Annotated in this window: 21 protein-coding genes; 9 read left to right on the forward strand and 12 right to left on the reverse strand. The window is 70.4% G+C overall.

Features of this window, described 5'->3' with window-relative positions:
• Nucleotides 1-116: 116 nt before the first annotated feature.
• Genes AB0M11_RS22775 through AB0M11_RS22790 form a run of 4 tightly spaced genes read right to left on the reverse strand, consistent with a single transcriptional unit; the run spans nt 117 to nt 2943 of the window.
• On the reverse strand, nt 117-1274 hold the full coding sequence (locus tag AB0M11_RS22775; RefSeq protein WP_365708235.1) for an acetyl-CoA C-acetyltransferase: 1158 nt from the start codon (nt 1272-1274) through the stop codon (nt 117-119).
• Nucleotides 1275-1300: 26 nt separating this feature from the next.
• Nucleotides 1301-1924: a TetR/AcrR family transcriptional regulator gene (locus AB0M11_RS22780; protein ID WP_365708237.1), complete on the reverse strand. Its 624-nt coding sequence runs from the start codon at nt 1922-1924 to the stop codon at nt 1301-1303.
• Nucleotides 1925-1939: 15 nt separating this feature from the next.
• The gene (locus tag AB0M11_RS22785) at nt 1940-2728 is read right to left on the reverse strand and encodes an SDR family oxidoreductase (RefSeq protein ID WP_365708239.1); all 789 of its coding nucleotides are present in this window, start codon (nt 2726-2728) and stop codon (nt 1940-1942) included.
• A complete protein-coding gene (locus AB0M11_RS22790) occupies nt 2725-2943 on the reverse strand; it encodes a hypothetical protein (protein WP_365708241.1) in 219 nt (72 codons plus the stop codon). Before AB0M11_RS22790 ends, AB0M11_RS22785 begins: the two co-directional genes overlap by 4 nt.
• A gap of 79 nt (nt 2944-3022) precedes the next feature.
• On the opposite strand from AB0M11_RS22790, the gene AB0M11_RS22795 reads away from it, so the two are divergent.
• The 3 genes from AB0M11_RS22795 to AB0M11_RS22805 are packed head-to-tail and all read left to right on the forward strand — an operon-like array spanning nt 3023 to nt 5417.
• A complete protein-coding gene (locus AB0M11_RS22795) occupies nt 3023-3259 on the forward strand; it encodes a hypothetical protein (RefSeq protein ID WP_365708243.1) in 237 nt (78 codons plus the stop codon).
• Nucleotides 3259-4428, forward strand: a complete 1170-nt coding sequence (locus AB0M11_RS22800) for an acyl-CoA dehydrogenase family protein (RefSeq protein WP_365708245.1) — start codon at nt 3259-3261, stop codon at nt 4426-4428. Before AB0M11_RS22795 ends, AB0M11_RS22800 begins: the two co-directional genes overlap by 1 nt.
• Nucleotides 4428-5417 carry an acyl-CoA dehydrogenase family protein gene (locus AB0M11_RS22805; RefSeq protein WP_365708247.1) on the forward strand — a complete coding sequence of 330 codons (990 nt, stop codon included), beginning with the start codon at nt 4428-4430 and terminating at the stop codon, nt 5415-5417. The genes AB0M11_RS22800 and AB0M11_RS22805 overlap by 1 nt, the downstream gene beginning before the upstream one ends.
• A 113-nt stretch (nt 5418-5530) precedes the next feature.
• Here the strand turns inward: AB0M11_RS22805 and AB0M11_RS22810 are convergent, their stop codons facing one another.
• Nucleotides 5531-5899, reverse strand: a complete 369-nt coding sequence (locus tag AB0M11_RS22810) for a VOC family protein (RefSeq protein WP_365708249.1) — start codon at nt 5897-5899, stop codon at nt 5531-5533.
• A 63-nt stretch (nt 5900-5962) separates the two neighbouring features.
• Between AB0M11_RS22810 and AB0M11_RS22815 the strand changes: the two genes are divergently transcribed.
• Nucleotides 5963-6421 carry a MarR family transcriptional regulator gene (locus AB0M11_RS22815; protein ID WP_365708251.1) on the forward strand — a complete coding sequence of 153 codons (459 nt, stop codon included), beginning with the start codon at nt 5963-5965 and terminating at the stop codon, nt 6419-6421.
• 130 nt (nt 6422-6551) lie between these two features.
• On the opposite strand, the gene AB0M11_RS22820 is transcribed toward AB0M11_RS22815, so the two are convergent.
• Nucleotides 6552-8039 (reverse strand): FGGY family carbohydrate kinase, encoded by a 1488-nt coding sequence (locus tag AB0M11_RS22820; RefSeq protein WP_365708253.1) that lies wholly within the window; start codon nt 8037-8039, stop codon nt 6552-6554.
• A gap of 682 nt (nt 8040-8721) precedes the next feature.
• Between AB0M11_RS22820 and AB0M11_RS22825 the strand changes: the two genes are divergently transcribed.
• Together AB0M11_RS22825 and AB0M11_RS22830 are read left to right on the forward strand one after the other, a co-directional pair.
• Entirely contained in the window at nt 8722-9537 is an 816-nt protein-coding gene (locus AB0M11_RS22825) for an SAM-dependent methyltransferase (protein ID WP_365708255.1), read from the forward strand.
• Between the two features lie 609 nt (nt 9538-10146).
• Nucleotides 10147-10473 (forward strand): hypothetical protein, encoded by a 327-nt coding sequence (locus AB0M11_RS22830; protein WP_365708257.1) that lies wholly within the window; start codon nt 10147-10149, stop codon nt 10471-10473.
• Nucleotides 10474-10648: 175 nt separating this feature from the next.
• Here AB0M11_RS22830 and AB0M11_RS22835 read toward each other — a convergent pair whose 3' ends face one another.
• Complete coding sequence (locus AB0M11_RS22835) at nt 10649-11026, reverse strand: MerR family transcriptional regulator (RefSeq protein ID WP_365708259.1); 378 nt, start codon at nt 11024-11026, stop codon at nt 10649-10651.
• Between the two features lie 75 nt (nt 11027-11101).
• Here AB0M11_RS22835 and AB0M11_RS22840 point away from each other — a divergent pair, with 75 nt between their 5' ends.
• On the forward strand, nt 11102-11830 hold the full coding sequence (locus AB0M11_RS22840) for an SDR family oxidoreductase (RefSeq protein ID WP_365708261.1): 729 nt from the start codon (nt 11102-11104) through the stop codon (nt 11828-11830).
• 117 nt (nt 11831-11947) lie between these two features.
• Here AB0M11_RS22840 and AB0M11_RS22845 read toward each other — a convergent pair whose 3' ends face one another.
• Together AB0M11_RS22845 and AB0M11_RS22850 are read right to left on the reverse strand one after the other, a co-directional pair.
• Nucleotides 11948-12427, reverse strand: coding sequence for an alpha/beta fold hydrolase (locus AB0M11_RS22845; protein WP_365708263.1), 480 nt, complete (start codon nt 12425-12427; stop codon nt 11948-11950).
• 104 nt (nt 12428-12531) lie between these two features.
• Nucleotides 12532-13146: a class I SAM-dependent methyltransferase gene (locus AB0M11_RS22850; RefSeq protein ID WP_365708265.1), complete on the reverse strand. Its 615-nt coding sequence runs from the start codon at nt 13144-13146 to the stop codon at nt 12532-12534.
• Nucleotides 13147-13333: 187 nt separating this feature from the next.
• Here AB0M11_RS22850 and AB0M11_RS22855 point away from each other — a divergent pair, with 187 nt between their 5' ends.
• Nucleotides 13334-13504 (forward strand): hypothetical protein, encoded by a 171-nt coding sequence (locus AB0M11_RS22855; RefSeq protein ID WP_365708267.1) that lies wholly within the window; start codon nt 13334-13336, stop codon nt 13502-13504.
• A 211-nt stretch (nt 13505-13715) separates the two neighbouring features.
• Here AB0M11_RS22855 and AB0M11_RS22860 read toward each other — a convergent pair whose 3' ends face one another.
• Complete coding sequence (locus AB0M11_RS22860; protein ID WP_365708269.1) at nt 13716-15647, reverse strand: hypothetical protein; 1932 nt, start codon at nt 15645-15647, stop codon at nt 13716-13718.
• A gap of 954 nt (nt 15648-16601) precedes the next feature.
• Here AB0M11_RS22860 and AB0M11_RS22865 point away from each other — a divergent pair.
• On the forward strand, nt 16602-17468 hold the full coding sequence (locus AB0M11_RS22865) for an endo alpha-1,4 polygalactosaminidase (protein ID WP_365708271.1): 867 nt from the start codon (nt 16602-16604) through the stop codon (nt 17466-17468).
• Between the two features lie 22 nt (nt 17469-17490).
• Here AB0M11_RS22865 and AB0M11_RS22870 read toward each other — a convergent pair whose 3' ends face one another.
• On the reverse strand, nt 17491-18357 hold the full coding sequence (locus tag AB0M11_RS22870) for a polysaccharide deacetylase family protein (protein WP_365708273.1): 867 nt from the start codon (nt 18355-18357) through the stop codon (nt 17491-17493).
• Nucleotides 18358-18443: 86 nt separating this feature from the next.
• The gene (locus tag AB0M11_RS22875) at nt 18444-18701 is read right to left on the reverse strand and encodes a hypothetical protein (protein ID WP_365708275.1); all 258 of its coding nucleotides are present in this window, start codon (nt 18699-18701) and stop codon (nt 18444-18446) included.
• Nucleotides 18702-19013: the final 312 nt, after the last annotated feature.

Below are 19013 nucleotides of genomic sequence, written 5' to 3' on the forward strand. Positions count from 1 at the left end.
CATGACCCCCGTCTGCTGACCCCCGTCTGCTGAGTCCGTCTGCTGACGCCCGTCTCCTGACGCCCGCCGGTTTCCCCGAGGTCTTGGGATCGGGGAGCCGACGGGCCCTGTCCCGCTCAGAGCCGTTCGATGATGGTGACGTTGGCCTGGCCGCCGCCCTCGCACATCGTCTGCAGCCCGAACCGGCCGCCGGTGCGCTCCAGTTCGTGCAGGAGCGTCGTCATCAGCCTGGCGCCGGTCGCGCCGAGCGGATGGCCGAGCGCGATGGCGCCCCCGTTCACGTTCACCTTCTCCGGGTCGGCGCCGGTCTCCTTCAGCCAGGCCAGCACGACGGGGGCGAACGCCTCGTTGATCTCCACCAGATCGATGTCGTCGAGGGTCATGCCGGCCCGCTTCAGCGCGTAGGCGGTCGCCGGTATCGGCGCCGACAGCATGCGGATCGGGTCCTCGCCGCGCACCGAGAGGTGGTGGACGCGGGCCCGTGGGGTCAGACCGTGCTCCCGTACGGCTCGTTCGCTCGCCAGCAGCATCGCCGCGGCGCCGTCGGAGACCTGGGAGGAGACGGCCGCCGTGATCCTGCCGCCGTCGAACACCGGCTTCAGGGACGCCATCTTCTCCAGGGTGGTGTCGCGGCGCGGGCCCTCGTCGACGGTCACCTCGCCGTAGGACACGAGTTCGCGGTCGAAGCGGCCCTCGTCGATGGCGCGGATCGCCCGCCGGTGGGAGCGGAGCGCGAACTCCTCCATGTCCTGGCGGGAGACGCCCCACTTCTCGGCGATCATCTCGGCGCCCGCGAACTGGTTGACCGGCCGGTCGCCGTAGCGGGCGCGCCAGCCCTCGGAACCGGCGTACGGGCCCTGGGTCAGGCCGAGCGGCTCGGCGGCCTGGCGGGTGGCGAAGGCGATCGGGATCATCGACATGTTCTGCACACCGCCCGCGACCACCAGGTCCTGCGTCCCGGAGAGCACGCCCTGGGCGGCGAAGTGCACTGCCTGCTGCGAGGAACCGCACTGGCGGTCCACGGTCGTACCCGGCACCTCCTCCGGCAGCCCGGCGGCCAGCCAGCAGGTGCGGGCGATGTCCCCGGCCTGTGGGCCGACGGCGTCCAGGCAGCCGAACACGACGTCCTCGACGGCCGCAGGGTCGGCTCCGGAGCGCTCCATCAGCGCCGTGAGCACGTGTGCTCCGAGGTCGGCGGGGTGCACGGCGGACAGCCCGCCGTTGCGCTTGCCGACCGGGGTCCGGACCGCTTCGACGATGTATGCCTCGGCCATGGTGCCTCCTGTTCGCTGTCGCGGGGTCAGTTCCGCAGGGTGATGCCCTCCAGCACCATCGACAGGTACTGGCGGGCTATCTCCTCCGGGCTGTGCTGGCCGCCCGGCCGGTACCAGGAAGCGGCCACCCACACGGTGTCGCGCAGGAAGCGGTACGTCAGCCGGGCGTCGAGGTCGGCGCGGAAGACCCGGTCGGCCACTCCGCGCTCCAGGGTGCCCAGCCACGCCTGTTCGAACTTCGCCTGCGAGTCGGCGAGATAGGCGAAGCGCGGCTGGGCCTGCAGGTGCCTGGACTCCTTCTGGTAGATCGCGACAGCGGCGTGGTGCCGGTCGATCTCCCGGAAGGACTCGGTGACGAGGGCCTCGATGGTCTCCCGCGGCCCGAGCCCGGCGGCCAGCACGCCGTCGTATCGTGACCAGAGGTCGTCCAGGAAGGTGGCGAGGATCTCGTCGATCATCGACTCCTTGGAGTCGAAGTGGTAGTAGAGGCTGCCCGCGAGCATCCCCGCGGCGTCCGCGATCCCGCGGACCGTGGTGGCACGGTAGCCCTGCGCGGCGAACACCTCGGCCGCGGTGGCCAGGAGTTGCCCGCGCCGGTCGGGCCCGGAGCTCACCGTCGTCCTCCTACGGTCACTGCCGCTGCTCGGCACCGGGACACGGGCGCCTCACGCGTGCTGGCTGCTGACGGAGACGGTCTCGCCGGTCATGTACGACGAGTAGCCGGACGCCAGGAACACGATGACGTTGGCGACCTCCCACGGCTCGGCGTACCGGCCGAACGCCTCCCGCGCGGTCAGTTCCTCCAGCAGTTCCGCTGTGGTCACCTTCACCAGGTGGGGGTGCATGGCGAGGCTCGGTGCCACGGCGTTGACCCGGACCCCGAACTCGGCGGCCTCCAGGGCCGCACAGCGGGTCAGCGCCATCACCCCCGCCTTCGCGGCGGCGTAGTGCGCCTGCCCCCGCTGCGCCCGCCAGCCGACCACCGAGGCGTTGTTGACGACGACCCCACCGCCACCAGCGGCCTTGAACCGCCGCAGCGCGGCCCGTGTGCACCGGAAGGTGCCGCCCAGTGTCACGTCGAGAACCCGGCTCCACTGCTCGTCGCTCATGTCGACGAGATCGGCGGTTCCCCCGAGACCCGCGTTGTTCACCACGATGTCGAGCCGCCCGTGCCGCTCCTCGGCGAGGTCGAACAGCGCGGCCACCTGCTCCTCGTAGGTGACGTCACAGGGCAGTGCGGCGACCCGGTCCGCCCCGAAGGTGTCGGCGAGTTCGGCCGCGGACTCCTTCAGCCGGCGCGCGTGCGCATCCGACACCACGACGCTCGCGCCCTCCTCCAGCAGCCTGCGCGCGGTCGCTCCGCCGATGCCGGCACCGGCGGCCGCGGTGACGACGGCGCCACGTCCTGCCAGCAGTCGGTGGCCGGGCACATAGGGCGGCGGGGAGGTGGTCACGGGCGGCCCTCCTTGGGCAGGCCGAGGACGCACTCGGCGATGATGTTCCGCTGTATCTCGTCGCGGCCCGGAAGAGCGAGCACCCGTCTCACAGGCGGGTTCACCGGCCTGGGCGGGCGCGCCGGACCCGAGCGGACCGGGACCCGCGGTGTCCAGCGGCACCCGGTGCAGAACCTGTGGTGGAACCTGTCGTGGAACTCCTCGACGCTGCTCATGGGCGGCTCCGGGCGCCTCTCGACGGCTGACGCCTCGTACGTTAACCTACCAAACACTTGTTAGGGAAGGAGGGGGTGGATGCCGGCTGCCCGTACCGCCGCACCGGGGAAGCCCGTCCGCCATGGGCGCCGCGGACCGGTCGCCGCGGTCACCACGGACCGGCCCGACCGCCGCGACGACCTGCGCCCTGGACCGGGCTCCCTCTCACACGCCCACGCGCACGCACACGCCCACGCACACGCCCACGACGCGACGGCGACGGCCGTGTCCCTCGGCGGCAGAGACCTCCGCGCGACGAAGCAGGCGGACACCTGATGGATCTCGACTTCTCCGCGGCCGAGGACGCCTTCCGGGCCGAGGCGCGCAGCTGGCTCACCGCTCACGTGCCGGGGACGCCGCTGCCGTCCCTGGAGACGGAGGAGGGCTTCGCCGCCCACCGGGAATGGGAGCGCACCCTGTCCGCCGACCGCTGGTCGGTGGTCTCCTGGCCCGAGAAGTACGGCGGAAGGGGCGCCTCCGTGGTGGAGTGGCTGATCTTCGAGGAGGAGTACTACGCGGCCGGCGCGCCCGGCAGGGTCAGCCAGAACGGCATCAACCTGCTGGCCCCGACCCTCTTCGAACACGGCACCCCCGAGCAGTGCGCCCGCGTCCTTCCCCCCATGGCCGCCGGAGAGGTGGTCTGGGCCCAGGCCTGGTCCGAACCCGAAGCCGGCTCGGACCTCGCCTCCCTGCGCTCCACCGCCCGAAGGACCGACGGGGGCTGGCTGCTGAACGGCCAGAAGACCTGGTCCTCCCGAGCCGCGTTCGCCGACCGCGCCTTCGGCCTCTTCCGCAGCCACCCGGGCGCGGACAAGCCCCACCGGGGCCTGACCTACCTGATGTTCCCGCTCGACGCGGACGGCGTGACCGTACGGCCCATCGGGCGGCTCGACGGCAAACCCGCCTTCGCCGAGCTCTTCCTCGACGACGTCTTCGTGCCCGACGAGGACGTCATCGGCGACCCCGGTCAGGGCTGGCGGGTCGCGATGAGCACCGCGGGCAACGAACGCGGCCTCACGCTGCGCAGCCCCGGCCGCTTCACGGCCGCCGCCGACCGGCTGGTCCGACTGTGGCGGGACCGGGCCGACCCCGCCGACACGGCGCTGCGCGACCGCGTCGCCGACGCGCTCATCGGAGCCCACGCCTACCGGCTGTTCACCTACGCCGGTGCCGCACGCATCGCCGCCGGCGGGGCGATCGGCGCGGAGTCGAGCATGAACAAGGTGTTCTGGTCCGAGCTGGACATCGCTCTGCACGAGACCGCGCTCGACCTGCTCGGTCCGTACGGCGAACTCGCCGACCACGCCGAGGAGGCACCCGAGGACGGCAGTTGGGCCGAGGGCTACACCTTCTCCCTGGCCGGACCCATCTACGCCGGCACCAACGAGGTCCAGCGCGACATCATCGCCGAGCGGCTGCTCGGCCTGCCGAAGGGACGCCGGTGATGCGGTTCCTCCTGGACGACGAGCAGCGGGAGTTCGCACGTTCACTGGACAGCATGCTGGCGGCGGCGGACACCCCGGGCGCCGTCCGTGCGTGGGCCCGCGGCGACCAGACCCCCGGACGAGCACTGTGGGCCCGCCTGGCCGACTCCGGCGTCTTCGGCCTGGCCACCCCCGAGGAACACGGCGGCCTCGGCCTGCTCCCGCTCGAACTCGACCTGGCGTTCATCCAGTTGGGGCGCCACGCGGTCCCCGGCCCGCTCGCGGAGACCGTCGCCGCGGCGGCCCTCCTCGACCGCCTCGGCGACCGCACCGCCGCAGCCACCTGGCTGCCCGGCATCGGGTCCGGGAAGACCATCGCGACCGTCAACCCCTTCACCGACGCCAGCCCCTACGCGCTGGACGCGGACGCCGCCGACCTGGTTCTCGTCGTGGCGGACGACACCGTGTTCGTCGCCAGGTCCACCGGGCCCGTCCAGCAGTCCGCGGACCCGGCCCGGCGGCTGTCCCGGCCGACGGGTGCCACCGTCCTGACCGAGGGACCGCACGTGCCGCGCGCCGCCGCGCACGCCGCCGACGTCGCCGCCCTTGCCACCGCGGCGCAGGCACTGGGCGTGGGCCGGGCGCTGCTGGAGCAGACCGTCGCCCACGTTCGCCGGCGCCACCAGTTCGGTCAGGCGATCGGTTCCTTCCAGGCCGTCAAACACCGCCTCGCCGACACGCTCATCGCCCTGGAGTTCGCCGAGCCGCTCGTCCACGCCGCCGCCCTCTCCCTGGCCTCCGCCGCGCCCCGGGCCGGCCGGGACGTCGCGGCGGCCAAGGTCGCCACCGGCGAGGCCGGGTACTTCGCGGCCCGCACGGCCCTGCAGTGCCACGGCGCGGTCGGCTACACCGAGGAACTCGACCTGTCCCTGTGGCTCCGCAAGGCCCGCGCCCTCCGCATGACCTGGGGCACCCCGTCCGCCTGCCGCGCACGCGTCCTCGCGCCCTGAACCGCGCTGCCGTACCAGCCGCACGTTCTCGGGGACTGCCGAGCGGCTGCAACTCCTCGGAAGCGACCCGGTGGTCTACGGCAAAGCGGTGGGCGTCGGCGGCGTCCGGCCTGTCAGGCGCGGTCGTGAAGAGTGACGTGGTAGCCGTCGGGGTCGGCGAAGGTGAAGGTACGGCCGAAGGGGCCGTCGATCGGTGCCGAGACGATGGTGTGACCGTCGGCGGCGAGCGCGTCGTGGATGGCCTGGACGTCGGTGGCGTGGAGCCAGAGCGCGACGCCCGTGCCGGGCCGGCTGACGGAGGCGAGATCGGTGCCGGGCAGGACGTCGCGCAGGGCGAACGCGATCGGCTTCGTCTCGAAGACCACGGCGTGCGGGGGACCGGCCTGCGAGCGGACGAGGCCGAGGTACTGCTCGTAGAACGCCTGCGAACCGTTGAGGTCGCGTACCTGGAGGGAGATGAAGTCGGGGCCGGTGGCGGGCATGGTGATGCTCCTTCGCTACGTGTCAGATTCCTGACACGAGGCAATGTATGTCAGAATGCTGACATGAGTCAAAAGGGTTCCGGCGTCGATCTGGACAAGTCACTGGGCTACCTGCTGAAAGAGGCTTCGAGCGCCCTGCGCGCAGCCATGGAGGAGGTGCTGCGGCCACTCGGGATGACCGTGACGCACTACTCCTGCCTCGAACTGCTCGCTCAGCGGCCGGGCTTGTCGAACTCCGAGCTCGCGCGTGGCGCGTTCGTGACGCGGCAGTCGATGAACGTGCTGCTCCAAGCCCTCGAACGAGACGGCTATGTGACCAGGCCCGCGGAAGCGCCCGTGGGAAAGGCCCTTCCCGCACGGCTCACGCCTCGCGGCCGTCGGAGCCTGGAGAAGGCGAGTGCGGCGGTACGGGCCGTCGAAGTGAGAATGCTGGCCGGCCTGACGGAGCCCGAACAGGCAGCCGCGTTCCGGATCCTGCGGAGCATGGTTCATTCCCTGCGCAATGACGACGACGCTGCCTAGTCGTTGACGTGCGCACGCATTCGCAGCGCCCGCACAGGCGGCCAGGGGTCGCACGCCGCGCCTGCGCGTGACCGGTCTGCGGCGGGCCGGAGCGCGCGGTGCCTTGTCGCGGTGGAGCCCGGGGGATTCGTCACGAAGTGTCGGCGGCGGGGTGGCTGTTCTGATCGTGGGCGAGCGCGTGGATGATGGCGGCGGTGTCTGTGTACAGGTCCAGGTACTGGCTGTGGCGGCGGTCGTGGACGGTGGTCGTGGCGGGATCGGGTCGGATGACTGTTTCCGGCGGGTTCCAGACGGTGATGTCCGCCTGGCCGATCAGTGCGGCGGCGAGGTAGGCGGCGCCGTAACTGGCCCCGATGGTGGTGCGGGGAACGGTCTGTTCGAGGCCGGTGACGTCGCTGACGATCTGGGGCCACAGGCTGCCTCGGGTGCCGCCGCCGGCTGCGACGATCCGACGGATGTCGGCGCCGGCCGTGAGCATGGTCTCGATGTTGTGCCGGACGCCGTGCGCGGTGGCTTCCAGCGCCGCGCGCATCAGGTCGCCCCGGGTGTGCCGCAGGGTGAGGCCGGCGATCACGCCACGGGCGTCGGGGTCCATGAGAGGGGTGCGCTCTCCGGCGAAGTAGGGGAGCATCACCAGGCCGTTCGCGCCCGGGGGCGAGGCGGCTGCTTCCTCGAAGAGCGTGCCGGTCGTGATGTCGCCGAAGAGGTGCCCCAGCCAGTCGGTGACGGCTCCGGAGGTGGCCAGGCCGCCGGCCAGGCAGCGGGTGCCGGGCATGGCGCCCAGGGTGGCCCACATCGAGGGGCTGGTCACGAGCCGGTCGACGGTGTGCACCAGGAACATGGTGGTGCCGTACATGAGCATCAGGTCGCCGGTGCCGTGACCGCCGACGCTGACGGCTTCGCTCCAGGCGTCGATGGTGCCCGTGATGACCGGTGTACCGGCCGGGATGCCGCCGACGGGTGTGTTCACCCGGCCGGCTTCCTGACCGGGCCAGCGCAGCGGGGGAAGTTCGATGCCAGGGGCGATGTGGTGGGCCCACTCGGGGATCCAGCGTCGCTCGTGGATGTCGAAGAGCGGAGTGCACTGGCTGGCGGAGTGCAGGTCCAGTACGTAGCCGCCGGTGAGCCGGTGGACGAGCCAGGACGCGGGCATGAGGAGACGGCGCGCGCGTGTCCATGCCTCGGGTTCGTGGTCCCGGATCCAGGCGAGTTTCGGTCCGACGGCCTGGGACGACAGCGCTGATCCGCACCTGCGGAAGACGGTGTCCGCGCCCAGTTCCCGGTTGAGGCGGGCGATCTGGGCCCCGGCGCGGGTGTCCACGCCGTACAGCACCGCCGGACGCACCGGCTCTCCCGTCTCGTCGACCAGAAGGGTGCACGGGCCCATGCCGCTGACTCCCACGGCCTGGACGGCGATGTCGCCCCGGTCGAGCAGTTCGGCCGTGATCGAGACGAACTCGTCCCACCACACGTGTGCGTCCATCTCGACGTGGCCGGGGCGGGGGCGGTCGACCAGATGCGGGCGGGTCGCCGCACCCAGGATGCGGCCGTCGGTGTCGACCACGACGCCCTTGGTGCTGGAGGTACCGACGTCAACTCCGAGGACGACGTCGATCATGGGCTGCCTCCTTCGGCACCGGGGGCGCCGGCGCGGGTGGTCGCTCGGTCTTCGGTGCCGGTCCGGTCTCAGCGGGACGGCAGCCGACTTGCCGTCCCATCTCTACCCCGCCCGAACCCGGCGCTCCGCGGGTTTGCACCGATCCCTGGGGCGCCGCCACCCGTATGGGCATGCTGCTCACCGCCTGATGTGTCCGCCGGGCAGCTACTCCAGGTGCACGTGCTGCCTCCCCGCAAGGCGGCCGCCATCGTGCCGTCGTCCGCGGCAGCGGCACTTCCGCCCGCCGCCAAGGTCACGGCCGACGAGCTCGTGCCGTGCCACATGCCGATGCCGATGCCGATGCCGATGCAAAGAGGCGGTCGCTTCCGTGCCGGTACCGGCCTGCGGAAAGGCTCAGCCCCAGCGCCTTCCACCACGCCGTCGGGCAGCCCAGCCAGGTCGGGGTGCTGCTCGTCGACGAGACGACGCACCAGCTCGGCGGAGACCGCGACCTCCGCCCCGGGCATGCGGTGAACTGTCACAGCCAGAACTCTATGGCGGCGGCCCGACGCGCTTCGAGCCCGTTCCGGGACGCGACAACGTCACTGTGCGGCAAAATGGCGCTTACTGATGTGCCGTAGCGCAGCCTTGACCGCAAGTGCTCGACTTCATGCGGTTGTTGGGCGTGCGAGGAGAGGAAGACGTGAGCGAGAACCAGAGCGCCGACGCCGCAGTGCAGCGACTCGACACAGGGACGGCGCACAACGCACGCGTGTGGAACTACTGGCAGGGCGGCAAGGACAACTACGAGGTCGACCAGCAGGTGGGCGATCACGTTGCCGGAATGATCCCCGTCATCCGTGACATCGCGCGTGCCGACCGGGAGTTCCTTGGCCGCGCGGTGCGCTGTCTGGCACGGGAGCACGGCATCCGCCAGTTCCTCGACGTCGGCACCGGCTTGCCGGCATTGGAGAACACCCACGAGATAGCCCAGCGGATCGCCCCCGAGTCGCGGATCGTGTACGTCGACAACGACCCCATCGTCCTCGCACACGCCCGCGCACTGCTGGCCAGTGCCCCGGAGGGCGCTACCGACTACATCGACGCCGATGTGCACGACCCGGACACCATTCTGCGCATCGCCGGGCAGACACTCGACTTCTCCAAGCCCATCGCACTCATGCTGCTCGGCATCCTCAACTTCGTCCTCGACGACGACGAGGCGCGGGCCATCGCACGTCGGCTCGTGGAGGCGCTGCCCCCGGGCAGCTTCCTCGTACTGACCCACCCCACCACGGAGCCCGACCTCGGCGGCGACCTCCAACTCGAGGCGATGGACTTCTGGAACGCCAACGCCAAACCGCCGGTCACCGCCCGCAGCAGCGAGGACGTCGCCCAGTACTTCGACGGGCTCACGCTCCTGGAACCCGGACTCGTGTCCTGCTCGCTGTGGCGGCCGGCGCCCGGCACAGCGCCCACGGTCGTGCCGCAACTGGGAGCGGTGGCACAGAAGCCGTGATCTCGCGGGGCCGGGCAGCTCAGGCTGTCTGCCCCGGCAGCCGGTCGCAGACCTCCGCGGCGCGTCCTGGATCCTTCGGTTGCCGTCCGAGGGATCCAGGGCGCGCATTCGCCCAACCTGACGGCGACTTCAGCGACTGGTGTCCCCGCCACGGGCGTCCAGGTCCGTCATTGCTCAACTGGCCCCCGTCCCCGTGCCCTGGCTCTGCTCGGCCTCTCGGACCGGCAGGCCGCCCAGCCGGTCCGCTGCCGCATGCCGGACCGCTCGGGGGAGCGCAGTGTGGCCCCGTCCGTGGTTTCTGCTTGCTGCGCACCGCTGACTGACGGCGTTCCCCGGAGAACGGGAGCTCGCCGTTCGGCAGACTCGGCGCTCTGCCGCTGACTGCCCAGGGTTTGAGTGAGTGTCAGGTCCATCATGCCTGCTCGGACGTGGTTTGCGGTAGGACGGAGCGCACCCTCGTTCAGGCTTGTCCGGGGTGTGGGCTTGCCCGCAGACTCGTCGTCATCCACTCAGCGACCTTCGTGTCGGCACCCGTTCTCGGGTCCCGGCGCGTTCGTCGTGCTGTTCCGTCGTGGGACGGGTGCAGGTGGGGTAACGGAGGGGGAAGCGATGGATCAGGAGATGGCCCTGCGGGCGAGGGTCGAGCTGCTGGGTGCCAACCGGCGGGTGGTGCGCGGTACCGAGGGGCTGCGGATCTACCGCCTGTTGGCCCAGGTCGAGCCGGAGGTGTACGGGTCGAAGCTGGCCTATGTCCTGGTGGAGGCCAGCACGTCGTCACTGGTGCGGGAGCTGCCCGAGCAGCGACTGGCGCTGTTGGACGAGGCGGTTGCGGTGGCGTCGGCTCTGGACGCCCGGAATCCCTACCGAGCCATGGTGCTGGCAAGGGCGGTCGCCGCACGGCGGGAACTGGAAGGGCGGCAGACGCACGAGGCCTGACACAGGCAACCGGTGGCGGCGGTCCGCCGCGGAGGGCGCGAGCCGCCAGGCGCCGGCGGGGCGATCGGCGCGCCAGGTGACCCAGCGGGCGTTGGGACTCCTGGCCGCCGACACCAGATGGAGTTCCTGGTGCTCCAGCCGTAGATCGCTGGTGCGCCGTCCGAACCGACCGCGCCTACGGGTGCGTGTCCGTGATCGCGATGACCTCGTCGAGGCGGTCCAAGGCGGCCTGAAGGTCGTCGATCTTGGCCTGGATGCGGTCGCGCTCGGCGCGCAGCATGGCTCGTTGCTCGGCGTCGGTGTGCCCGGAATCCCAGCACGGAAGGAGTTCAGTGATCCTGCGGCTGGTCAGGCCGGCGGCGAACATCTGCTGGAAGAAACGCACCAGGGTGACGGCGTCCTGCCGGTAGAGGCGCTGGCCGGACGGGCTGCGCTCCGCGGTGAGCAGCCCCTGCTGCTCGTAGTAGCGCACGGCGCGTACCGAGACGCCGGCGCCCCGCGCCACCTCGCCGATGCGGACCAGCCGCTCGGACGAGGGCTCCGTGACGGTCATGGTGATTCCTCTCACCCCGGTCCTGACGACCAGCACTTGCCTCTGACGTCAACGTCAGGTTTTAGCGTACCGGACATGGACATCAACAACTCAGTCGCCCTTGTCACCGGAGCCAACCGCGGCCTGGGCCGCGCCTTCGCCCAGCGCCTGGTCGAACGGGGCGCCCGCAAGGTCTACGCGACGGCCCGCCGACCGGAGACCGTGGACCTGCCCTCGGTCGAGGTGCTACCCCTCGACATCGCCGATCCCGCATCCGTGAGGGCCGCCGCCGAGGCCGCCCCGGACGTCTCGCTGCTCGTCAACAACGCGGGGATCCAGACGGGGACCGACCTGGTGACCGGCTCGCTGGACGCGGTGCGGCACGAGTTGGAGACCAACGTGTTCGGCCACCTGGCAATGATAAGGGAGTTCGCGCCGGCGCTCGCCAGGAACGGCGGGGGCGCGATCGTCAACGTCCTCTCCGCCATGTCGTGGTTCGGGGGCAAGGGCGCCAATGCCTACCACCTGACCAAGGCCGCCGCCTGGGCCATGACCAACGGCGTCCGCCTGGAGCTCGCCGAGCAGCGCACGCTCGTGACAGCGGTGCACCTCGGGCTGGCCGACACCGACATGGCCGCAGGCTGGCCCGTGGACAAGATCGCGCCGTCGGACCTGGCTGACGCGGCCCTCGACGGTGTCGAGGCGGGTTCCGCCGAGGTCCTCGCCGACCAGTGGAGCCGGGACGTCAAGTCCCGACTGCCACTGACGCCGGAAGAGTTCAACGCCGCGATGGACCGAGCCCTGGCGGCGCTGACGGCAGGCTGAGTGGCCCCCGGGCCACACAGTTCTCCCGCCGGTCAGGGCGCATGGGCCTCGGCAGTCGTACGGCCCCGCACCCGTACCTTCGGCCGCGGCTCCACGTCACGGGCCGCGGCCACGCGCTCATGGCCGACGGTCAGGACGGGGTCCTTCCTCCGCTGGCAGAAACGCCGAAACCACCTCTGTGAACGCCTCCGGCGCCGCGTGGTGCCAGGACCAGGGTCTCGGCGGTGATCCGGCCGAGCCGCTCCAGCCACCTGGGATCGGGCCTGTCGATCTGCCGTCTGATGGCCGGCACCATCTCCAGTCGAAGGTCAGGTCGCCGTCCGGCCTGACCGGGGTGGTCGGCTCCCGGGGGCGCGGTACCGGAACGTCCTCCAGGACGAGCCGGCGCACCCGCTCCACTCGGCCGAGTTCCAGTGCGCCCAGGAACCCGAGCACATCGGCCTGCACGAGTTCGAGGGAGTAGTGTCCAGGCCACTCGCTTCTTCCGTGACCGCGCTGGTCAACGGCATACACACGTCGGTCACGGGCCAGGACGGGCACCACTGTCTCCCAGTCGGTGGCGTCCTTGCCCAGCGCGTGCAACAGGACGAGCGGCATGGCATCCGGCGGCCCCGACACCTGATACGCCAGCCGGCCCCCGCCTGCGTCGACCGAGCACGCTCCAACCGCCCCAGATGGTGGAAACCGCCATCGATGCCGGATCAGCGGGCCGGCTTCTCCCAGGTCAGCGAGTACCGGCGCAGTACATGCCGGCGGTAGCGCACGCCGGGCAGCAGGCGCTGGGCAGCAGCCCGCACCTGCCCGTAGCTCATCTGCGGGTCGGCGACCGGCATGCCCTGCGGAGCACTCGCGCGACGCAGCACCTTCGCGGTGCGCACGACCGGAGCAGCCGCGATCAATGCCGCCCACTCCGTCCCGCTCACCTCGCGGGCCAGTCCCACGACGACCAGCGTGCCACCAGGCCGCAGCAGATCACGCATCCGGACGAAGGCTGCCTCGAAGTCCATGTGGTGGATCGTGGTCACCGAGCAGACGAAGTCGTATTCCGCACGGGGGAGTTTCGCGGTGAGGAAATCGCCTTCGACGAAGGTGAGTTGCGGATCACCGGCAGCGAACTCGCGTGCGCAGGCGATCATGTCCGGCGACTTGTCGATCCCGGTGACGTGTTTCGCCTGTCCGGCAAGCTTCCGAGCCAGCAGCCCGTCCCCGCAGCCGACGTCCAGGGCATCACCGCACCCCTCGGGAACAGCCCGGAGGATGCCCGGGTGCCGGGCGACGTTGGTGTTCCAGTACGGATCTGCGGCGGACTGGCGCATCGGATCATCGTAGGGGCCCGTCACGGCCCGCCGAGTGCACACCGACGGACTCGCTGCCCCCATGGGGAGCCGAATGCGGGCGGCGGCGCCTCCACCGGACCGTGAGACAAGGTGTCGGCCACCGCCACCCGAGCGAGACCACGACAACGCAGCCCGACGACGACGCAACCTGGCGGACAATGAGAGCATGGACGTCCCCGAGCTGCTCGAATCGGCTTCGCTGCTGGTTCCGGAAGAGACCGCCAGCGAGAACGACCTCACGGTGCGGGACATCTGGGACTTCTCGGGGACGGCCATCCTCTTCCCCTCGCATTCTGGGAAAAGCTCGCCGAAGCGGCTGACCTGCTCCGGCTTGTAGCCTGGCGGCCGAGCCACGGTTCGCCTCGTGCCCTTCACCCCCTCGCAGTGGAAGCACGTTCACCCCGGCCAGCTGTTCACCATGCACGAAGACCGATCCGTCGCCGGCACTGCGGTCGTACTCGAAGTCCACCGCCCTGCCCGTGGGTGACGTCGACTGACGGACGGGCTGAGGCGCCGTCGGCTGAGAGCGCTGCAGTCGACAGGCCGCGCTACTTCTCCTTGGTCATACCCAGGATGTGGGCCAGCCGCTGCGCCTTGTTGCCGGCCAGTTCGAGCTTCGGCTCGGGGGTTCCGAACAGGTAGGCCAGGAGGCTCTCCCGCAGCGCCTGATACTGGCGGTAGTCCCGCTTCTCGAACAGCGCCGGATTGTCCAGGTCGGCCGGCACGTGGTAGGGCCGCATGATCAGCGGCGTGCCGCCCGCGGGCTGCTGCTGCACCGGGGCGGCGGACGCCTGAGCCCCGGAGCCCTGCGCCCCGGACCCCTGGCCGATGAACAGGCCCGGGTGCCCGACGCCGAACTCGATGCAGTGCAGCATCGCGGAGTTCCCGTTGAAGGCGGCGGTCGCCTCGTCCGCGCTGAACTCGACCGTCGTACTGTTCGCCAGGGTGAAGGTGTACTTCACCCGCTTCGAGTTGACGACCAACTGGATCGCCACGCCCGAAGGGTCAAAACCGGGCAGGGCGTCGTTCAGTACCCGGGCGAACGCGTTGTCGACCGAGTTGTCCGCCAGGAAGTGCTCCAACCGGGACTGCTGTGGGGGGTCGATCAGGTGCACCTGGGACGCCAGCCTGATCCGTTCCTTCCCGTTCCCGTCGAGCGACACCATCCGGCCCTTGACCGCGAACAGGTAGACCCCTGCCGCGTCCTTCTTCACCTCGCGCCGGCGCAGCACCACTCCGCGGGTGAGCAGCGGGAGCCCTGGCGTGTCGAAGTAGGAGTCCTTCGAGACCCGCGGCTTCACCTTCCCGCTTTCAATGTCGAGGTCGTCGCACTTCAGGTCGGTGATACCGAGCTCGGACCACAGGCTGGGGGTGCTCAGCAGCTCGGACAGCCTGCCCAACACCTGCTGGTACTGGGCCGAGTCGACCAGGAACTCGGACTCGGCCTCCAGGGTGGTGGCCATCTCCTTGCCCGGCTGCAGCAGGTCCTGGTAGGCCACGTAGACGGGGCGCGAGGCGCGCAGGACCTCGCTCAGGTTCCAGTCGGTGTTGCGGACCACCTCCGAGCGCTTGCGGTCATCCTGGGTGATCGGCCGCATGGTGATCTGTCCCGAGCCGTCCTTGAGCTTGTTGCCGCCGCTGGTGTGGAGCACGCCGTTGGCACCGGAGGCGAGCCGGTCGTACCAGCGGGCCTCGACGCCCAACTGCGGGAAGGCCGTGCACACCGTGTGGCGCAGGTCGACCTCTGAGGTCGGGAGGCCCAGCATCCTGGCCAGCTGCGCCCAGGTGTAGAAGGCGTCGAACTGGATCCGGTTCTCGTTGACCGGCGGGGTCAGCACCAGCATGGTCTCCAACTGGGTGTCCTCGGTCGGCTTGCCCGGGATCACCAGGGGCTTGGTGAGCACGACCTCGATCAGGTCGTGCGGCACCGCGACCTGGTCGAGTACGCCCTCGACCAGCACATTGACGTGCAGGCCGTTGTCGTCGTGCTGGTAGTCGCCGAGGGTCAGCCGCGCCTGACTGGTGAAGGTGCGGTCGGTGACGGTCGTGAGGTTGAGGATCTGCGGGTGGTTGGCGGGGTTGGCGCCGAAGAGGCGAGTCCGGCCGTCGAGCTGGGCCGCCCGCAGTCCGCCGGGCGTGCGGTGGATCCGCTGGTCGTCGGGGTTCGGGTGGTCGGCGTCGGTGGCGATGGCGTGCCTGGTGGCCGGGGCCACCAACCGCCCGTCGGGCAGCGGCTGGGTCTGCTGCGGAGGCTGCGGCACGCTGACCGGCGCGGTGACCTCGGGCTGGACGACGGTGCAGAACTTGGCCGACTGCCAGTCCGCTTTCTGCTTGTCGACCAGGTACTGCAGTACGTTGGCCGCGCCGCTGTAGCGGTGCTCCAGGATCGTCTTGACGCTGCCGTTCTGCAGCCGTACCTGGGTACCGATGGGGAGCGGGACCATCTGGTTCTGGACGCCGGGGTTCGGTGCTGTGGTCACGGTTGTTCCTTCCGCGTCGGTTCGGACGAGCGGGACCGGCCCAGCGGGATCCGCCGGATGCGCGGGAGCCGATGACGGTGGCTTGGTGCTCTTCACGATTCGTCACCGTGCGGGCGCTGGTCCGGGCATCCGGCTTGCCGCTGTACGGCGTTGAGCTGTGGTTGATCAGGCGTGGATCCGGCGCCGATCCGCGGGGGCGGCGCCAGTCAGCGCGGGGGAGCGGCAGGGAGTGGTGCCGAAGGTGTGTCGTAACGCTTCGATGAAGGCGCTGACCGCGTGCCGCAGCTACGGCGGCGCGTCCACGTCCTCGACCAGCCTCTGGTCGAGCGACTCCTTGACGGCTTCAGCGGGGGCGAGTTCCGCCGCGGAGTGTGCCGCGGCGCGGGAACCGCCCTGCACAAGCCCTCACGCACCAGACGACGGTGAACCCTGTTCTCTCGCGCCGATGCGCGCACCGACAGCCTCTGCTGCCACGAGTCCCGCCGAATCGGTAGGAAGGCTCTTCCTCCGAAGACGCCATCTGGCCTCGCCCCCCTCACGGCCGCCTACCGCGAGCGTCCCAGACTCGCCCAGCCCGTGGGGCCGGCTCAAGCCGGAACAACCCCCGAACGCTCCCGTGCGCCCCGCAGGTGGGGCCAACTCAGACTTGGGAAAGGTGGGCCCACCGCGAATCACGTTTTCGGGGAGATCAACTTCGCCGTCGACGCGGGTGGGACCCAGGCGGCGCCATCAACGTCGGACTTCCTCCGCCCCGCCCCAACCCCGAGGCGGGGGATGCCCGTTGCGGCGGCTTGATATCGTCACGGGGTCGGACCGCCCAGCGCCGTCGCGGTCCGCGGAACCATGGCATTCCCAGCCGGTGACACGGGTCTTCGCCCCGTCGGCCCGGCCCCAGTGGCCAGGACCAGGCGCGTCCGAGGCGGGGCATGCTCTCCCGTCCAGAGACAGGCCGTCATGCGCAAGACCCAGGCAGACCCCCGCCGCACCGCCGCCCCCCGGGGCGCCGTCGCCGTCGTCCTGGCCGCGGCCCTCCTCACCGCAGGCTGCTCCGGCACCACCACCAGCGGAGCGGGCAGCCCCCCGAAAGCCGCGTCGGCGAAGATCTCCACACCGCCCGTCCACGCCGGCGTCGACTACCAGCTCGGCGGCGCCTACACCCCGCCGAAGGGTGTCTCCGTGGTCTCCCGCGACCACACGGCGTCGCCCGCCGCGGGGCTGTACAACATCTGCTACGTCAACGCGTTCCAGGCCCAGCCCGACGCGCAGAAGGAGTGGGACGCCGACCTCCTGCTGCGGGACGGCTCCGGGAAGGTCGTCATGGACGAGGACTGGGGCGAGGCGATGCTCGACATCAGCACCCCGGGCAAGCGCGCGCGGATCGCGAAGAAGGTGGACGGCTGGATCGACGAGTGCGCCGACAAGGGATTCGACGCCGTCGAGCCGGACAACTACGACAGTTACACCCGCGCCCCGCACGGACTGCTGACCGCGGCCGACGCCGAGGCGTTCCAGACCCTGCTCGCCCGCCATGCACACTCCCGGCACCTTGCCATCGCCCAGAAGAACACCCTCGAACTCGCCAAGGACCGCAAGCGGATCGGCCTGGACTTCGCGGTGGTGGAGGAGTGCGGACAGTACGACGAATGCGGGTCCTATGTCGACGCGTTCGGTGACCACGTCATCGTCGTCGAGTACACCGAGAAGGGCATGCGGAAGGCCTGTGCGGGGTGGGGTGACCGGATCAGCGTCGTGCGCCGGGACCTCGACGTCACCCCCGCCGGCCACGCCGGCTACCTCCGCGAGACCTGCGACAACTCCTGACGTGGCCCGCCGCGCCGCGGGCTCATCGGGTCGGCGGCTGGATGTAGTCCTCCAGGCGCGCAACGGCGAAGCCCTGTTCATGGATGCGCCGGAGCAGGTTGGCGAACATGTGCGTCATCGTGGTGCCCTTGAGTTCGGACGGTCCCCGGAAGTGGGCCAGGATGATGTCTCCGGGGCGCAGCTTCTTGTCCGCTGACTGGTACTGCATGTTGCGGATCTGCATGGACTCCCGCCACCACACGATCGCACGGGGCCCGCACTCACCCACCGCGACCCTGGTGTCGGTGTCGTACGCGCCGTAGGGGGGACGGAAGAGCAGTGGCGCCGTGCCGTACTCCTTGGTGAGGATCTTCTGGTCACCGCACACCTCTTCCTTCTGGCGGGCCAGGGAGAGGGTGCTCATGACGGGGTGGTGCAGGGTGTGGTTCTGGATGTGGTCGCCCAGTGCCTGCAGTGGTTTGAAGTAGCCGTAGTCGGATTTGACGGCGTCGTTCATCAGGAACATCGTGATCGGGACCCGCAGGTCCCGCATCATCCGGACGAACGCGGGATCCTTCTCCTGTCCGTCGTCGACGGTGATGAAGACGACCTTCTGCGCGGTCGCTATGTGGGTGAGGACCGGAACGGTGCCGGTGGCCGAGAGCTTCACCGGTTTGTCGACCGGCGGTCGCGGGGCGGCGGGCAGCGGTGCCAGGCCCCACTTGCGCCAGGCCGCGGCGCCGGAACGGCCGGGTGCGGCGCGGGTGGTGCCGTCCGATGCGGCGGGCCGGGGGGTGCCGGCGGTGTGGCCCTTCCCGCCGCCCGTACCGCAACCGCCGACCGCCAGGGCGACTGCGACCGTCCCCGTCACCGACCGGTACAACCTGCCCCGGCTCCTGCGCTGCTTCACCGTGTGCGTCCCTCAACTGGCATCGATCCTTGACTCGTCGAAAGGTAACCCGACGACCCTAAAAAAGGATCAACAGTGAGGTGTGATTACGTCAGGCAGTGCCCTCCCGGACCCGGGGACCGGAGGCCTGCCGGGTTGGACGGAGGCGCAGGGCGGCGTACCACCAGGTTCTCGACCTGGAAGGACAGCTCGGTGGCCCCGGCCCGCCTTCCGTCGGCGAACACCTGCGTGCCGTTGAGTGTCCAGACGACACTGCGGCCGCCGAAGGTCACGCCCAGTTCGACGGTGCTGCCGGGCCGTACCCAGATGGCGGGCCAGGCTCCCACGCCGGTGGGCAGGCGCACGTCGGCCTGGAGTCGGTGAGGTGGTCCACCTTGTCGTCACCCGGGTTGGTGGGGCCACGGCTACGGGAACCGAAGCGCCTGTCGCGCGAGTGGGTGACACGCCCGTCGTCTGCGCTCGAACGGCCGTCGGACGGACCGGCGGCGGAGGGAATCGCTCCTGCGCGGCCGGGTCGAGCCACACCTTCAGCATATGCCTGGCGCTGTTCACGGCACACGGAAATTCTACAGAAAAGAAGCGGATATAAGACATAAGGGAAAGTGACTGGCAAGTAATGACTTAAAAAAGTCCAAGTGGTCATGCTACGATCTTCG

The sequence above is a fragment of the Streptomyces sp. NPDC051987 genome (assembly GCF_040680735.1).
In the GTDB taxonomy this organism is placed as follows: domain Bacteria; phylum Actinomycetota; class Actinomycetes; order Streptomycetales; family Streptomycetaceae; genus Streptomyces.

Bases quoted from the DNA above. Each gene is read 5' to 3' on its own strand.
- AB0M11_RS22810 (WP_365708249.1), bottom strand. From the start codon at position 5,899: ATGCCCGCCACCGGCCCCGACTTCATCTCCCTCCAGGTACGCGACCTC.
- AB0M11_RS22820 (WP_365708253.1), bottom strand. From the start codon at position 8,039: ATGATCGACGTCGTCCTCGGAGTTGACGTCGGTACCTCCAGCACCAAG.
- AB0M11_RS22795 (WP_365708243.1), top strand. From the start codon at position 3,023: ATGCCGGCTGCCCGTACCGCCGCACCGGGGAAGCCCGTCCGCCATGGG.
- AB0M11_RS22775 (WP_365708235.1), bottom strand. From the start codon at position 1,274: ATGGCCGAGGCATACATCGTCGAAGCGGTCCGGACCCCGGTCGGCAAG.
- AB0M11_RS22840 (WP_365708261.1), top strand. From the start codon at position 11,102: ATGGACATCAACAACTCAGTCGCCCTTGTCACCGGAGCCAACCGCGGC.
- AB0M11_RS22850 (WP_365708265.1), bottom strand. From the start codon at position 13,146: ATGCGCCAGTCCGCCGCAGATCCGTACTGGAACACCAACGTCGCCCGG.
- AB0M11_RS22835 (WP_365708259.1), bottom strand. From the start codon at position 11,026: ATGACCGTCACGGAGCCCTCGTCCGAGCGGCTGGTCCGCATCGGCGAG.
- AB0M11_RS22845 (WP_365708263.1), bottom strand. From the start codon at position 12,427: ATGCCGCTCGTCCTGTTGCACGCGCTGGGCAAGGACGCCACCGACTGG.
- AB0M11_RS22855 (WP_365708267.1), top strand. From the start codon at position 13,334: ATGGACGTCCCCGAGCTGCTCGAATCGGCTTCGCTGCTGGTTCCGGAA.
- AB0M11_RS22865 (WP_365708271.1), top strand. From the start codon at position 16,602: ATGCGCAAGACCCAGGCAGACCCCCGCCGCACCGCCGCCCCCCGGGGC.
- AB0M11_RS22815 (WP_365708251.1), top strand. From the start codon at position 5,963: ATGAGTCAAAAGGGTTCCGGCGTCGATCTGGACAAGTCACTGGGCTAC.
- AB0M11_RS22830 (WP_365708257.1), top strand. From the start codon at position 10,147: ATGGATCAGGAGATGGCCCTGCGGGCGAGGGTCGAGCTGCTGGGTGCC.
- AB0M11_RS22805 (WP_365708247.1), top strand. From the start codon at position 4,428: ATGCGGTTCCTCCTGGACGACGAGCAGCGGGAGTTCGCACGTTCACTG.
- AB0M11_RS22790 (WP_365708241.1), bottom strand. From the start codon at position 2,943: ATGAGCAGCGTCGAGGAGTTCCACGACAGGTTCCACCACAGGTTCTGC.
- AB0M11_RS22800 (WP_365708245.1), top strand. From the start codon at position 3,259: ATGGATCTCGACTTCTCCGCGGCCGAGGACGCCTTCCGGGCCGAGGCG.